Origin of the sequence: Nonomuraea sp. NPDC049725 (assembly GCF_040674795.1) — a bacterium.
In the GTDB taxonomy this organism is placed as follows: domain Bacteria; phylum Actinomycetota; class Actinomycetes; order Streptosporangiales; family Streptosporangiaceae; genus Nonomuraea; species Nonomuraea ceibae.
This window is the reverse complement of sequence record NZ_JBFANJ010000021.1, coordinates 129,914-142,507: the sequence shown is the minus strand read 5'-3', so window position 1 is coordinate 142,507 and position 12,594 is coordinate 129,914. Positions and strand designations below refer to the sequence as shown.

The following is a 12,594-nucleotide window of genomic DNA, read 5'->3' as shown; positions in this document are numbered from 1 at the left end:
ATGATCCGGCTGACCTGGGTGCAGCCCGAGGACCTGGTGGGGCACGAGCTCCGCCAGGCCGCCGAGGACGGCCGTGACGCGAGCGCCGTCGCGGCGCGCTGGCACGCCGCCGGGGGCCACGACGCGCCGCCGCGCGCCGGCGCCTCCGAGCCCGGCGCGCAGCGGCTGCGCGGCCTGGCCGAGGAGCTGCTGGACGAGCTGGCCGCCGTCCCGTCCCCGCTCGACGAGCCCGGCGAGCTGGCCGCCGTCATCGACGCCTGCCCCGGCTGGCCGGCGGCCAAGCCCGGCGCCGCCGTACCCCCGGAGCGGGTGCTGGGCGCCTGGCAGGGCCGGGCGGCGGGCTGCGTGCTCGGCAAGCCGGTGGAGAAGATCCCCCGCGCGGGCATCAGGGAGATCGCCGAGGCCACCGGCAACTGGCCGATCCGCGGCTGGTTCACCGCCGAGGGCCTGCCCGCCGACGTGGCCGCGCGCTGGCCGTGGAACCGGCGCAGCGCCGTCAACTCCCTGGCCGAGAACATCGACGGCATCCCCGAGGACGACGACCTCAACTACCCGCTGCTCGCCCTGTCCCTGCTCGAACGGCACGGGCGTGACTTCACCACCGGCGACGTGGCCAAGCTGTGGCTCGACGAGCTGCCCGCCGGGCGCACGTTCACCGCCGAGCGCGTCGCCTACCGCAACCTGCTCGCCGGGATCGAGCCGCCCGCCACCGCCACCTACCGCAACCCGTTCCGGGAGTGGATCGGCGCGCTGATCAGGGCCGACGTGTACGGGTGGGTCAACCCCGGCGACCCGGGCGCGGCGGCCGGGCTGGCCTGGCGCGACGCCCGGCTCACCCACACCGCCAACGGCGTCTACGGCGCCATGTTCGTGGCGGCCATGTGCGCCTCCTCGATGGTCGCCGGCAGCGTGGAGGAGGTCGTCGAGGCCGGGCTGTCCGTGGTGCCGCCGCGCTCCCGGCTGCACCGGGCCGTCCGCCAGGCGGTCGACGACGCCGGACGCGAGAGCGACTTCGAACGCGTCGTCGACCGGCTGCACGAGCGGCACGGCGGCCTGCACTGGGTGCACACGATCAACAACGCCGCCCTCGTCGCCGCCACGCTCGTGCACGGCCGGGGCGACTTCACCGCCACCATCGCCGGGGCGGTCGCCGGAGGCTGGGACACCGACTCGGCCGGCGCCACCGCGGGCTCCGTCGTGGGCGCGCTCAACGGCGGCGTCCCCGCCCGGTGGCGGATGCGCGACAGCCTGGCCAGCAGCCTGACCGGCTTCGACGGCATCACGCTGGAGGAGTTGGCCCGCCGCACGCAGGAGATGATGACCTCATGATCTCGGTATTCGGCAGCGCGAACATGGACCTCGTGGCGTACGTCTCCCAGGCCCCCAAACGGGGCGAGACGGTGACGGGCCGGGAGTTCCGCACCATCCCCGGCGGCAAGGGCGCCAACCAGGCCATCGCCGCCGCCCGCGCGGGAGCCCGGGTGGCCTTCCTCGGCGCGGTCGGCGACGACGCCTTCGGCGCCGAGATGCGCGACACGCTCGCCGGGGCCGGCGTGGACGTCGCCCTGCTGCGCCAGGTCTCCGGCAGGTCCGGCATCGCGCACATCGTGGTCGACGACGACGGCGGCAACTCGATCATCGTGGTGCCCGGCGCCAACGGCACCATCGCCGGGCCGACCGAGGAGGAACGCGCCGTCATCGCCGCCTCCCAGGCGCTGCTGCTGCAGCTCGAACTGCCCATGGAGGCCGTCGTCGCCGCCGCCGGGGCCGCCCGGGAGGCCGGGGTGCCCGTCATCCTGACCCCGGCGCCGTCCCAGCCGCTGCCCGCCGCCCTGCTCGACGCGGTCACGCTGCTGCTGCCCAACGAGCACGAGGCCGCCGACATCACCGGCGCCACCGACCCGGAGGCGGCGATGGACGCGCTGCTGCAACGGGTCGACGAGGCCGTCATCACGCTCGGCTCCGAGGGCGCCCTGTACGGCGGGCGCACGGGGGAGCGGCTGCGCGTGCCGGCGGTCAAGGTCAGGGCGGTCGACACCACGGCCGCCGGCGACACCTTCGCCGGGGCGTTCGCGGTGGCCCGCGCCGAGGGCCGGGAGGCGGCCGGCGCGCTGCGGTTCGCCTCGGCGGCGGCGGCGCTGTCGGTGCAGCGGGAGGGCGCCAGCACCTCGATGCCCACCCGTGCCGAGATCGACGCCGCCCTGGCCTGAGGTCGGCGCCGCCCTGGCCTGACCGCTGGTGGGTCACTGGCCGGTGCGGCCGTCGATGCGCTCGCGCAGCAGGTCGGCGTGGCCGCAGTGGCGCGCGTACTCGGCGATCTGCGCCACCAGCATGTCGCGCAGCTGCAGGTTCGCGCCGTCGGGGCCGAGGTCGGAGGCTCCCGCGTTCCAGGCGCCGAGGTCGTCGACCCCGGCCACGTACCGGTCGGTGGCCGCCGACTCGGCCCGCCACCGCCGCCAGGCGTCCGCGACGACCTCCGGGTCGGCGACCGCGCCGTTCCAGTCGCCGTCGCGGTCCTGCTCGGTGCGGTAGAGCGGGGGAGCGTCCTCGCCGGCCATCACCCGGCGCAGGTGCCGCTCACCCTCGGCCAGGTGCCGCACCAGCCCGAGCAGCGACATGGTGGACGGCGGCGCGGAGCGCCGGGCGAGCTGCTCGGCGTCCAGGTCGGCGCACTTCATCTCCAGGGTGAGCCGGTAGTGGCGCAGGTAGTCGAGCAGGATGCCGCGCTCGCCGGTGGGCGCGGCGTCGCTCTCGCGGGGGTCGTCGTCCGGGTCGACCCACATGTCGGGGTAGACGGTCGCCCGCGTCCATCGCGCGGGTACGGGTTCGCTCGCGTCCGAGGTCGTCATCCCGGCATCGTCGGCCATCCGTCCCCCGGCCGCCACCGAATAACCGGCGCCGCCACCCGCGCCCGGGGCATCAGCCGAGGTCAGGAGGGAAGAGAGGGGGCATGAGCGACAGAACGGACGAGTTGCCGGAGGCCGTCTCCGGTCTGGGCGGGGAGAGCGACGTGGTCGCCGAGCGGTCCGGGTCGACCACGCCCCGGCTCCGCCGGCCCGTCCCCGTGGACCCGCCGGAGGCCAGGGACGAGCCCGCGAACGACGATGAGGCCGAGAGCAGGGCCGAGGGTGAGGAGCGGGACGACGACGAGGACGACGTGACCCGCCCGGACGCGGGCCCCACCGGCTAGGCGCCCGGCAGCTCCCTACGCCTTCCGGAGCAGGGCCAGGGTCTGGTCCAGTTCCGCCTGGAGGACGGCTTCCGCGGTGTCGGGGTCGCCCGCCTCGACGGCCTCGACCAGGCGGGCGTGCGCGTCGTCGCCGGGGTTGGCGTCGTCGTGCCGCAGCCCCAGCAGCTCCACCAGGTCGATCAGCCGCTCGCGCAGCGCGGGCGCGAACTCGGCGAACAGGCCGGTCAGCACCGGGTTTCCCGCCGCCGCGACGACGGCCGCGTGCAGGGCGATGTCGGCGTCCACGAAGGCCGCGTCGCCGCCGCCGGCCGCCGCCCGCCGGGCCGCCAGCGCCGCCCGGAGCGCCCGCACGTCGTCGTCGGTACGGCGGGCCGCCGCCAGCCGCGCGGCCCGGGTCTCGACGATCACGCGGACCTCGTACACGTCGGTGATGGCGGCGCGGCGCAGGCGGGCGGGCCAGTCCTCGGCCGGTTCGGCGGCGATGACGAAGACGCCGCTGCCCTGGCGCGGCTGGACCAGGCCGGCGCCGGTGAGGGCGCGCAGCGCCTCGCGCACGGTGGAGCGGCCGACGCCGAGGGTCTGGGCCAGCGCGTTCTCGCTGGGCAGGCGGGTGCCGACGGGCCAGTGGCCGCCGGTGATCTGCTCGCGCAGGCGGGCGGTGGCCTGCTCGACCAGCGGGCTGGGACGCAGCGCTCCGAGCGCCATCGGAATCCACCTCTCAGCTTGTCTGAGGACCTGAGTTGTGGCTATCGTACCCGGCATGACGTACCGCGGTCTCCTTCTCGGCCGCCGCGGCGGGGCCTGACCGAGGGCCGGCACCCCGCCGCGGCGGGGTCGAGTGCTGCCGGTCCGCGTTCGGATCAGAGAAGGAGACGACCATGCGGTGGAATCCGCAACAGCCCAGCGTCATGCCCTCGCACCGCTACCGGCCCGCGCACGAGCGGGTCAGCGTGCCCCTCACCGACCGGCAGTGGCCGGCGAACCGGACCACGCGGGCCCCGCTCTGGGTGCCCGTCGACCTGCGCGACGGCAACCAGGCGCTGGCCGAGCCGATGGACCCCGCGCGCAAGCGACGCATGTTCGAGCTGCTGGTGCGCAGGGGCTACAAGGAGATCGAGGTCGGCTACCCGTCGGCCAGCCGGACGGACTTCGACTTCGTCCGGCAGCTCGCCACCTCCGGGACGGTGCCCGACGACGTGACCGTCGTGGTGTTCACCCCGGCCAGGGCCGACCTGATCGAGCGCACCTACGCCGCCGCCGAAGGGCTGCCCCGCGTCGTCGTGCACCTCTACACCGCCACCGCCCCCGTCTGGCGCGACGTGGTGCTCGGGCGCGACCGCGACGAGCTGCGGGCGCTCATCGTGGACGCCGCCGCGCTCGTCGCCAGGCTGGGCGACGCCCGCGACGGCGTGCGCTACCAGTTCTCGCCCGAGGTGTTCAACCTCACCGAGCCCGACTACGTGCTGGAGGTGTGCGACGAGCTGACCGCGCTGTGGGACGCGAGCCCCGACCGGCCGGTGATCCACAACCTGCCCGCCACCGTCGAGATCGCCACCCCCAACGTGTACGCCGACCAGATCGAGTACATGCACCGCCACCTGGCCCGGCGCGACTCGGTCATCCTGTCGGTGCACCCGCACAACGACCGCGGCACCGGCGTCGCCTGCGCCGAGCTGGCCGTGCTGGCCGGGGCGCAGCGGGTGGAGGGCTGCCTGTTCGGCAACGGCGAGCGCACCGGCAACGTCGACCTTGTCACGCTCGCGCTCAACCTGCACGCCCAGGGCGTCGACCCGATGATCGACCTGTCCGACATCGACGAGGTCAGGCGCACCGTCGAGCACTGCAACCGGCTGCCCGTGCCCGAACGCCACCCGTACGCGGGCGACCTCGTCCACACCGCCTTCTCCGGCACCCACCAGGACGCGATCAAGAAGGGCCTGGCCCACCACGCCCGGCGGGCCGCCGAGCTCGGCGTGCCGGAGTCACAGGCGTGCCCTACCTGCCGATCGACCCGGCCGACGTGGGCCGCGGCTACCAGGCGGTCATCCGCGTCAACAGCCAGTCGGGCAAGGGCGGCATCGCCTACCTGCTCGGCGCCCACCACGGGCTGGAGCTGCCGCGCAGGCTGCAGATCGACTTCTCCGCCGTGGTGCAGCGCGACGCCGACGGCAGCGGCGAGGAGATCACCGCCGAGCGGCTGTGGACGCTGTTCAGGCGGACGTACCTGGACGTGGCCGGGCCGCTCGCGCTGACCGGCTGGCGCACCGCCGAGACCGCGCCGGGGACCCACGAGTTCACCGGCACGCTGGACGACGGCACGCCGCTGCACGGCACCGGCAACGGGCCGCTGGCCGCGCTCGCCGCCGCGCTGGCCGGGGCCGGCGTCGAGGCCGACATCCTGCACTACGCCGAGCACGCCACCGGCACGGGCAGCGGCAGCCAGGCCGTCGCCTACGTCGAGGCGCGCGCCGGCGGCGTCACCCGCTGGGGCGCGGGCCGCGACTCGTCGGTCCTCACCGCGTCGGTGCATGCCGTGCTCGCCGCCGTCAACCGGGCCCTTCAGAGCGACAGCGCCTTGGCGCACTCGTCCCGGTAACGCTCGGTACGGGCGCGCAGCCGCGCCGGGTCGTCCAGCACCGCCCGGGACACCGACGGCACCACCGCGTGCCGTACCGAGGCGAAACGCCGGCCCACGTCGGCGGGCGAGGCGCCCTGCGCGCCGAGCCCCGGCGCCAGCACCGGCCCGTTGAGCCGGTCGAGCGCGTAGCCCGGCGAGGCGACGGTCGCGCCCACGACCACGCCGACCGAGCCGAGCGGCCGCACCCCCTCGTTGGCCGCCCGCACCCCCTCGTACACCTCGCCGGCGACCGCGCTCTGCAGCGCGGCCGCCTCGGGGTTGGAGGTGCGGGCGAGCACGAACACGCCCGCGTCGCCGGCGAGCGCGGAGGTGATCGCGCCGCTCAGGCTGCCGAAGCCCAGGTACGGGCTGAGCGTCACCGCGTCGGCGGCCAGCGGGCTGCCCCGGTCGAGGTACGCCTCGGCGTAGGCGGCCATCGTGCTGCCGATGTCGCCGCGTTTGACGTCGAGCAGCACCAGCGTGCCCGCGTCGCGCAGGTCGGCGATCGTGCGCTCCAGCACCGCGATGCCGCGGCTGCCCCAGCGCTCGTAGAAGGCCGACTGCGGCTTCATCACGGCGACCAGGTCGCCCACCGAGTCGGCGACCGTGCGGCTGAAGCGCTCCAGCCCCATCGGCGAGTCGTCGAGGCCCCACGCCCCGAGCAGCTCCGGGCTCGGATCGATGCCCACGCACAGCGGTCCGTACTTGTCCATCCTCGCCCGCAACCGTGTTCCGAACGGCTCATCCATCCCCAGGCCCCCTCACGACCGGTAGGAAGACTATGGGGCGGGAGCCGCACACCAGTAGTCCGGGCGGCGGATCTGTGGGCTCCCGCCCCCCACAGCATCCGATATGTCCGGCATGTCGGCTAGAGTCCCGCGCTCTGACAGTCTTTCCGGGTATGAGTCATGGGTAGATCAGCCAGCATGTACGAGATCGCCCGACGGACGCTGACGTTGCGCACCGAGCCGCCGGGGGAGGTGGTCGCGGCGGTCGGGATGCCGTACGAGGAGCCCACGGGGGAGTGGTCGTGCCCGTACCGGATCGACGGGCTGGCCGGATGGGAGCACGAGCGGAAGGTCACCGCCGACGACTCGCTGCGCGCCGTCGAGCTCGCCCTCGTCACCGTGCGGGCGGCGCTCGCGGGCTCCCACGAGGCCAAGGAGGGCATGCTCGCCTGGGACGACGAGCCCGGCGGCAGGCGCCCGCTGACCGTGTACGTCGACTGGGACGCCGGGCACGACGTCGCCTACGTCGCGATGAGGCCCGAGGCGGCGCCCGGCGAGGCGACCCGCCACGTCGTCGCCGAGGACGTCGTGCTCGGCTACGGCGACTCCGGCGAGCTCCTCGGCCTCGAGATCGCCCAGGCCGGCGTCCGGCTGCCCCCGGAGCTGCGGATCTAGCGCCGCAGCAGCCACCGCCAGCGCGGCAGCTCCAGCACCGCCGTCACCGCCGCCAGCGCCGACACGATCCCGGCGGCCACCGGATGCCAGGCCGCCCACGACGCCGCCACCGCCACCACGAGCTGCAGCAGCACCAGCGCGATCGTCACCGGCCCCGGCACCGCCACGAGCACCTGCCGCTTGTCGCCCGGCGTCGCGAACACCGCCGGCAGCCCGATCAGCACCACCACCGACAGCACCGCCAGCGGCACCGAGAACGAGGCCAGCGCCCACGGCGCCGCCACCCACGCGACCAGCTCGGTCGAGAACCGGAACACCGAGGCGACCCGGTCATCAGGCCGGGCACCGGCGCGGCCGTCCGGCCGGGTATGGGCCCGGTCGCCTGCCCGGTCGTCCGCACGGTCGTCCGCACGGTCGCCTGCCCGGTCATTTGTCCGGTCGTCTGCGTGCTCGGGGGAGGTCACGCGGCGCACCCTACCGCCGGGCGGCCCGGCCCGGAAGGCGGCCGGAGCCCATAATCGGGTACGTGAACCCTCCGCGCATCGTCGCCACCGACCTCGACGGAACCCTCCTGCGCTCCGACGGCACCGTCTCCCCCCGCACCCGGGAGGCGCTGCGGCTGGCCCGCGACGCCGGGGCCGAGATCGTGTTCGTCACCGCCCGCCCGCCCCGCTCCATGGCCCCCATCGCCCGCCGGGCCGGCGCGCTCGGCACCGCCGTGTGCAGCAACGGCGCCATCGTGTACGACGTGACCGCCGACGAGATCGTCACCATGCACGCCCTCGACCCGGCGGCGGCCAGGAAGGTCGTCGGCGCGCTGACCGAGGCGCTGCCCGGCATCGCGTTCGCCGCCGAGACCGGCCACGCCGTGCTGTGCCAGCCCGGCTACGGCCGCAGCCACCCCGGCGACGAGGCCTGGCGCCGCTCGGTGCCCGACGTGTGCGCGGCGGGCGAGCCCATCGTGAAGCTGCTCGCCTGGCTGCCCGAGCACCCGCTGGACGACCTGTTCACCGCGGCGACCGCGGCCGTCGAGGGGCAGGCCGAGGTCACCCACTCCGGCGTGCCCGGCCTCCTGGAGATCAGCGCCCCCGGGGTGACCAAGGCCGGCACGCTGGCCGCCTTCTGCGACCGGCTCGGAGCCGGGCCTGACGACGTGGTGGCCTTCGGCGACATGCCCAACGACCTCGCCGTGCTGGCCTACGCCGGAGCCGGCTACGCCATGGCCAACTCCCACCCCATGGTGCTGCGGGCCGCCGGGCGGCGCACGCTGTCCAACGACGAGGACGGGGTGGCCGTCGTCCTGGAACAGCTCTTCACCCGCTGACCGGCTGCCCGGGGCTCGCGTCCTGGGCGGCCATCACCTCCTCGGCGTGCTCGAAGGCCCACTCGCCCAGCACGCCGATCGGCCCCAGCAGGCTCCGGCCCAGCGCCGTCAGCTCGTACTCCACCCGGGGCGGCGCCTCCGCGTACGCCCGCCGCGTCACCAGGCCGTTGAACTCCAGCCGGCGCAGCGTCTCCGTCAGCACCTTGGCGCTGATGCCGCCGATGCCCGCCCGCAGGTCCGCCGGCCGGCGCGGGCCGTCGCGCAGCGACCACAGGACGACCGCGTTCCACGTGTTGGAGATCAGGTCGAAGGCCAGCCGCGCCTGGCAGTCGGCGAGAAACACGAGCCCTCCCGATAGGCACCGTCCGGTGCGTATTGGCATTCCTAGAGTCCCCATGCAAGCAGACGTCCTCGGAAGGATGAGCATGAGGATCGGCATTCTCGGCGCCGGCGGCATGGCCGACGCCCTCGGCACGCAGTGGGCCCGCGCGGGCCACGCCCTGATGGTCAGCGGCCGCGACCCCGGCCGCGCCGCGGCGACCGCCGCCACCCTGACAGCCGCCGCCCCGCACGGCGTGCCCGCCACGTCCGGCACGTTCGAGGAGGCCGCCGCGTTCGGCGACGTGGTCGTGGTGGCCGTGCTGGAGGAGGCGGCCGACCAGGTGGTACGGGCCGCCGGACCGCCGCTGCGCGGCAAGCCGCTGATCGACGTGACCAACGCCGTCGGGCCCGGCGCGTACGACGTGACACGCTCCGTCGCCGAACGGATCGCCGCCCTCACCGGCGGGCACGTGGTGAAGGCGTTCAACCTGTGCCACGTGGACGTGTGGCGCATGACGCCCCCGGTGTTCGACGGCCGGCCGCTCGCCGTGCCCCTCTGCGGCGACGACGACCACGCCCTCGGCCTCGCCCGCACCCTCGTCACCGACCTGGGCTGCACCCCCGTCCACGGCGGCGGCCTCGACCGGGCCAAACTCCTGGAAGCCACGGCCGCCTTCATGATCGGCCTCTGGACCAGCGGCGCCGACGCCCAAGCAGTCCCCCCACCCCTCCCCCACTCCGGCCCCCACCCGCACGAGCCTTAGGAACCCCTGGGGAAGGGCTCCGCTCCTTGGGGTGCGCCCCCTTCGGGCCCGCCCGGGTGCGCCCCCTTCGGGCCCGCCCGGGTGCGCCCCCCTTCGGGCGCGACTCCCCTCGGGTGAGGCCCTTCGGGGGTGGCCCACTTCGGGGGCGGCCCGCTCGGGGGGCGGTCCACCTTGGGTACCCCGGCCGCCGTGCCGCTCCCGGCTCCCCGAGGCCCAGGCCCTTGGGTACGGGCCTCTTGGGGGCTCACCTCGGGTGCGGCGGCCGCCGGGCACACCCTTCCGGGCATCCGCTCCCGGGCTTCATCGAGGTCCCGGCCCTCCGGGCGCGGCCCCTCCTGGGGTGGGCCCTCTGGGGTGGGGCCCCCGGCGTGGCCTCCGGCGTGGCCCTCCGGCGTGACCCCCGGGGGGGTGGGCCCCTCGGGGGGTGGTTCCCTTGGGGCGTCGCGGCTGTCGGGCCGCCCTGCCCCTCCACCCGCGGTCCCGGCCCCCGGGTGCGCGAGGTCGTGGGGTGGGGGCGGTAGGGGTGTACGACCGGGGGTGTAGGGCGGATGACGACGTGGGGTGGATGTACGGGCGCCGCGGCGCCGGGATGCTGGGGGCCCGCACCGAGCGAAGGAGAGTCGCGTGGTCACCGAGGTCGCCCCCAGGACGAGCGGATATCTGACCGCCTTCAAAGCGGTCGCCCTGCTGAACGCCGCCGCCGTGCTGCTCCAGGCCGTGACGGCCGGGCAGCTGATGGAGGGTGCGGGCCGGGCGCTGCACGGCGCGGGCGCGGGCGCCGTCCACCTGCTGGGCCTGGCGCTGGTCGTCAGCGCGGTGCTCGTGTGGCGGCCGGGCCGGGGACCGCTCTGGCCGTCGCTGGTCGGCCTGGCGGTGCTGCTGCTGGGCCTGGTCCAGTCCATGGTGGGCGGTTCGGGCGCGGTCGCCGTGCACGTGCCGCTGGGCATGGTGCTGTTCGGGCTCAGCGTGTGGCTGCTGGCTTGGACGTTCCGCCGCTGACACCGGGGCTCGCAAGCCCGCAAGCGCCGCAGGGGGTCAGGTGCCGTGGCGGGCCAGGTGGTCGGCCTGGCGTACGGGCTCGGGCAGCCGGTAGCGGGGCGACAGGCGCAGCACCTGGCCGGTGACGGTGTCGAGGCTGACGCGGTGCCCTTGGGACACGTACACCGGCTTGGTGCCGGTCCGGGTGCGCAGCGCCCGTCCCACGGGGACGCCGTCGAGGACGATGGGCGACCAGGAGCCGCGCGCCGCTCCGGGCGGTTCGTGGGCGCCGACGAACGGCGTCTTGCCGACCCCGAGCGACGGCAGCCCGGTGAGGACGCCCAGGTGGCAGGCCAGGCCGAAGCCGCGCGGGTGCGCGAGCCCGTAGCCGTCGCAGACGAGCAGGTCCGGCGTGACGGTGAGCCGTTCGAGCGCCTCGACGAGCGCGGGCAGCTCGCGGAAGGCGAACAGGCCGGGCACGTACGGGAAGGCCGCCCGCCCGTGCACGACCACCCGTTCCACGACGTCGAGCGTCTCGGCGTCGAGCACGACGACGGCGGCCGACAGCGCGTCGTGGTCGTCGCCCCGCCCGTGGTAGTGCACGTCGAGGCCCGCGACCGTGGTGAACGTGCCGGGCCCGTCCAGCTCGATGTGAGGCCGGAGCCGCTCCTGGATCGCCTCCGCCTCGGCGACACTGTGAGGCCACGGGTGAAGCTGCTTTACACGCACCCGACCCAACTTACGACCTTTCAACATGGCCGCGGCACGCCTTCCGGAAGACCGGAATTCGATCTCCATCCCGATACCAGCACGAACGTGGGCTTGCTGGGAGGAAGTTCTGTAGTGTCGGGATTCGTGAGCGATGTCTTGGTGCTGATCGGGCCGGGAGCGGCGATCGACGAAGCTCTGCTGGGCGAGATCGCCGAAGGCGAGTTCACGGCGCTGGGCGTGCGCGGGGTGATCACGTACGCGCGTGACGCCGCCGCCGTCCGGGCCCGCACCGCCAGGCGCCGGGGCGGCTCCGAACGGGCGGTCGTGATCATCCCGGGCCCGGACGAGGGCATCAGGAGCCTGATGCGCGAGCCGCTCGGCCTGGTCGTCTGGCTGGACGTCTGGCGGGCCGACGGCGTCGAGACCGGCGAGGGCGCCACGCACATCCACGGGCGCGGGCTCGACGGCCTGTCGTGGGCGATCCGCCACGCCGTGCACCGCCTGCGCCACCCGCGCCGCCGTGTCGCGTACGGCGAGCACCGGCAGCAGTGGGGCGAGCTGTACCTGCCCGAACGGCTGCCCGGGGACGGCGGGCTGCCGGTGGTGGCGCTGGTGCACGGCGGGTACTGGCGGTCGGTGTGGCAGGCCGACCTCATGGAGGCGCTCTGCGCCGACCTCACCGGCAGCGGCCACGCGGTCTGGAACCTGGAGTACCGGCCGCCGGACCTGCACGGATGGGAGGCGACGACGGCCGACGTGGCGGCCGGGCTGAAGGCGCTGACCGGCCTGGACGCGCCGCTCGACCTGGACCGGGTCGCCGTGGCGGGCCACTCGGCGGGCGCGCAGCTCGCCCTGCGCGCCGTCGCTGACGGCGCCCCCGCCAAGGTCGCGGTGTCGCTCGCGGGCGTGCTCGACCTGGTCGAAGGCGGCAGGCGCTGGATCGGCCAGGGCGCCGTGGCCGACGCGCTCGGCGCCCCCGCCCCGCCTCCCGGACCGCCGGGGCAGCCCGAGCCGGGCGGCCCCGCGGACCTGTACACGCAGGCCGCCCCGCTCGCCAGGCTGCCGCTGAAGGTCAGGCAGGTCGTCGTCCAGGGCACCGGGGACGACCCTGACCTGCGCGACTTCGCGCGACGCTACGCGCGGGCCGCCGCCACGGCGGGGGACCGGGTGACGTACGTGGAGATGCCCGGCGACCACTTCGACGTGATCGATCCGCGTTCGCCGATCTGGCAGGCCACGGTCCGCGCCGTCGACGCCGCACTCGGATAGCTGGACATTCCCCGCCG

General features: G+C 75.3%; 14 protein-coding genes and 1 pseudogene. 9 read left to right on the top strand and 6 right to left on the bottom strand.

Features of this window, described 5'->3' with window-relative positions; genetic code table 11:
• Both AB0J53_RS39075 and rbsK read left to right on the top strand, forming a co-directional pair.
• Nucleotides 1-1,329, top strand: a complete 1,329-nt coding sequence (locus tag AB0J53_RS39075) for an ADP-ribosylglycohydrolase family protein (protein WP_364181836.1) — start codon at nt 1-3, stop codon at nt 1,327-1,329.
• Nucleotides 1,326-2,210 carry a ribokinase gene (gene rbsK, locus AB0J53_RS39070; protein ID WP_364181834.1) on the top strand — a complete coding sequence of 295 codons (885 nt, stop codon included), beginning with the start codon at nt 1,326-1,328 and terminating at the stop codon, nt 2,208-2,210. The genes AB0J53_RS39075 and rbsK overlap by 4 nt, the downstream gene beginning before the upstream one ends.
• A gap of 33 nt (nt 2,211-2,243) precedes the next feature.
• On the opposite strand, the gene AB0J53_RS39065 is transcribed toward rbsK, so the two are convergent.
• Entirely contained in the window at nt 2,244-2,849 is a 606-nt protein-coding gene (locus tag AB0J53_RS39065) for a DinB family protein (protein WP_364181831.1), read from the bottom strand.
• Between the two features lie 101 nt (nt 2,850-2,950).
• Here AB0J53_RS39065 and AB0J53_RS39060 point away from each other — a divergent pair, with 101 nt between their 5' ends.
• A complete protein-coding gene (locus tag AB0J53_RS39060) occupies nt 2,951-3,190 on the top strand; it encodes a hypothetical protein (protein ID WP_364181829.1) in 240 nt (79 codons plus the stop codon).
• 15 nt (nt 3,191-3,205) lie between these two features.
• On the opposite strand, the gene AB0J53_RS39055 is transcribed toward AB0J53_RS39060, so the two are convergent.
• A complete protein-coding gene (locus AB0J53_RS39055) occupies nt 3,206-3,895 on the bottom strand; it encodes an FCD domain-containing protein (RefSeq protein WP_364181826.1) in 690 nt (229 codons plus the stop codon).
• Between the two features lie 203 nt (nt 3,896-4,098).
• On the opposite strand from AB0J53_RS39055, the pseudogene leuA reads away from it, so the two are divergent.
• A pseudogene (gene leuA, locus AB0J53_RS39050) lies at nt 4,099-5,786 on the top strand (2-isopropylmalate synthase).
• Here the strand turns inward: leuA and pyrF are convergent.
• Complete coding sequence (pyrF, locus tag AB0J53_RS39045) at nt 5,750-6,556, bottom strand: orotidine-5'-phosphate decarboxylase (protein ID WP_364181823.1); 807 nt, start codon at nt 6,554-6,556, stop codon at nt 5,750-5,752. The pseudogene leuA and the gene pyrF sit on opposite strands and share 37 nt — an antisense overlap.
• A gap of 159 nt (nt 6,557-6,715) precedes the next feature.
• Here pyrF and AB0J53_RS39040 point away from each other — a divergent pair, with 159 nt between their 5' ends.
• A complete protein-coding gene (locus AB0J53_RS39040; protein ID WP_364181820.1) occupies nt 6,716-7,210 on the top strand; it encodes a hypothetical protein in 495 nt (164 codons plus the stop codon).
• On the opposite strand, the gene AB0J53_RS39035 is transcribed toward AB0J53_RS39040, so the two are convergent.
• Nucleotides 7,207-7,527 (bottom strand): hypothetical protein, encoded by a 321-nt coding sequence (locus tag AB0J53_RS39035; protein WP_364181817.1) that lies wholly within the window; start codon nt 7,525-7,527, stop codon nt 7,207-7,209. The genes AB0J53_RS39040 and AB0J53_RS39035 overlap by 4 nt on opposite strands.
• A 209-nt stretch (nt 7,528-7,736) precedes the next feature.
• On the opposite strand from AB0J53_RS39035, the gene AB0J53_RS39030 reads away from it, so the two are divergent.
• Nucleotides 7,737-8,534 (top strand): HAD family hydrolase, encoded by a 798-nt coding sequence (locus tag AB0J53_RS39030; RefSeq protein ID WP_364181814.1) that lies wholly within the window; start codon nt 7,737-7,739, stop codon nt 8,532-8,534.
• On the opposite strand, the gene AB0J53_RS39025 is transcribed toward AB0J53_RS39030, so the two are convergent.
• The gene (locus AB0J53_RS39025; RefSeq protein WP_308125651.1) at nt 8,524-8,877 is read right to left on the bottom strand and encodes a helix-turn-helix domain-containing protein; all 354 of its coding nucleotides are present in this window, start codon (nt 8,875-8,877) and stop codon (nt 8,524-8,526) included. The genes AB0J53_RS39030 and AB0J53_RS39025 overlap by 11 nt on opposite strands.
• Nucleotides 8,878-8,959: 82 nt before the next feature.
• Between AB0J53_RS39025 and AB0J53_RS39020 the strand changes: the two genes are divergently transcribed.
• Both AB0J53_RS39020 and AB0J53_RS39015 read left to right on the top strand, forming a co-directional pair.
• The gene (locus AB0J53_RS39020; RefSeq protein WP_364181811.1) at nt 8,960-9,619 is read left to right on the top strand and encodes an NAD(P)-binding domain-containing protein; all 660 of its coding nucleotides are present in this window, start codon (nt 8,960-8,962) and stop codon (nt 9,617-9,619) included.
• A 624-nt stretch (nt 9,620-10,243) separates the two neighbouring features.
• Nucleotides 10,244-10,618, top strand: a complete 375-nt coding sequence (locus AB0J53_RS39015) for a hypothetical protein (protein WP_219501997.1) — start codon at nt 10,244-10,246, stop codon at nt 10,616-10,618.
• 36 nt (nt 10,619-10,654) lie between these two features.
• Here AB0J53_RS39015 and AB0J53_RS39010 read toward each other — a convergent pair whose 3' ends face one another.
• On the bottom strand, nt 10,655-11,326 hold the full coding sequence (locus AB0J53_RS39010; RefSeq protein WP_364181807.1) for an endonuclease V: 672 nt from the start codon (nt 11,324-11,326) through the stop codon (nt 10,655-10,657).
• Nucleotides 11,327-11,452: 126 nt separating this feature from the next.
• Here AB0J53_RS39010 and AB0J53_RS39005 point away from each other — a divergent pair, with 126 nt between their 5' ends.
• Nucleotides 11,453-12,577, top strand: a complete 1,125-nt coding sequence (locus tag AB0J53_RS39005) for an alpha/beta hydrolase (protein WP_364181804.1) — start codon at nt 11,453-11,455, stop codon at nt 12,575-12,577.
• Nucleotides 12,578-12,594 lie beyond the last annotated feature (17 nt).

Excerpts from the sequence above, each read along its gene's own strand:
- AB0J53_RS39055 (WP_364181826.1), bottom strand. The coding sequence starts at position 3,895 with ATGGCGCTCGGAGCGCTGCGTCCCAGCCCGCTGGTCGAGCAGGCCACC.
- AB0J53_RS39020 (WP_364181811.1), top strand. The coding sequence starts at position 8,960 with ATGAGGATCGGCATTCTCGGCGCCGGCGGCATGGCCGACGCCCTCGGC.
- pyrF (WP_364181823.1), bottom strand. The coding sequence starts at position 6,556 with ATGGATGAGCCGTTCGGAACACGGTTGCGGGCGAGGATGGACAAGTAC.
- AB0J53_RS39075 (WP_364181836.1), top strand. The coding sequence starts at position 1 with ATGATCCGGCTGACCTGGGTGCAGCCCGAGGACCTGGTGGGGCACGAG.
- AB0J53_RS39060 (WP_364181829.1), top strand. The coding sequence starts at position 2,951 with ATGAGCGACAGAACGGACGAGTTGCCGGAGGCCGTCTCCGGTCTGGGC.
- AB0J53_RS39040 (WP_364181820.1), top strand. The coding sequence starts at position 6,716 with ATGGGTAGATCAGCCAGCATGTACGAGATCGCCCGACGGACGCTGACG.
- AB0J53_RS39065 (WP_364181831.1), bottom strand. The coding sequence starts at position 2,849 with ATGACGACCTCGGACGCGAGCGAACCCGTACCCGCGCGATGGACGCGG.
- rbsK (WP_364181834.1), top strand. The coding sequence starts at position 1,326 with ATGATCTCGGTATTCGGCAGCGCGAACATGGACCTCGTGGCGTACGTC.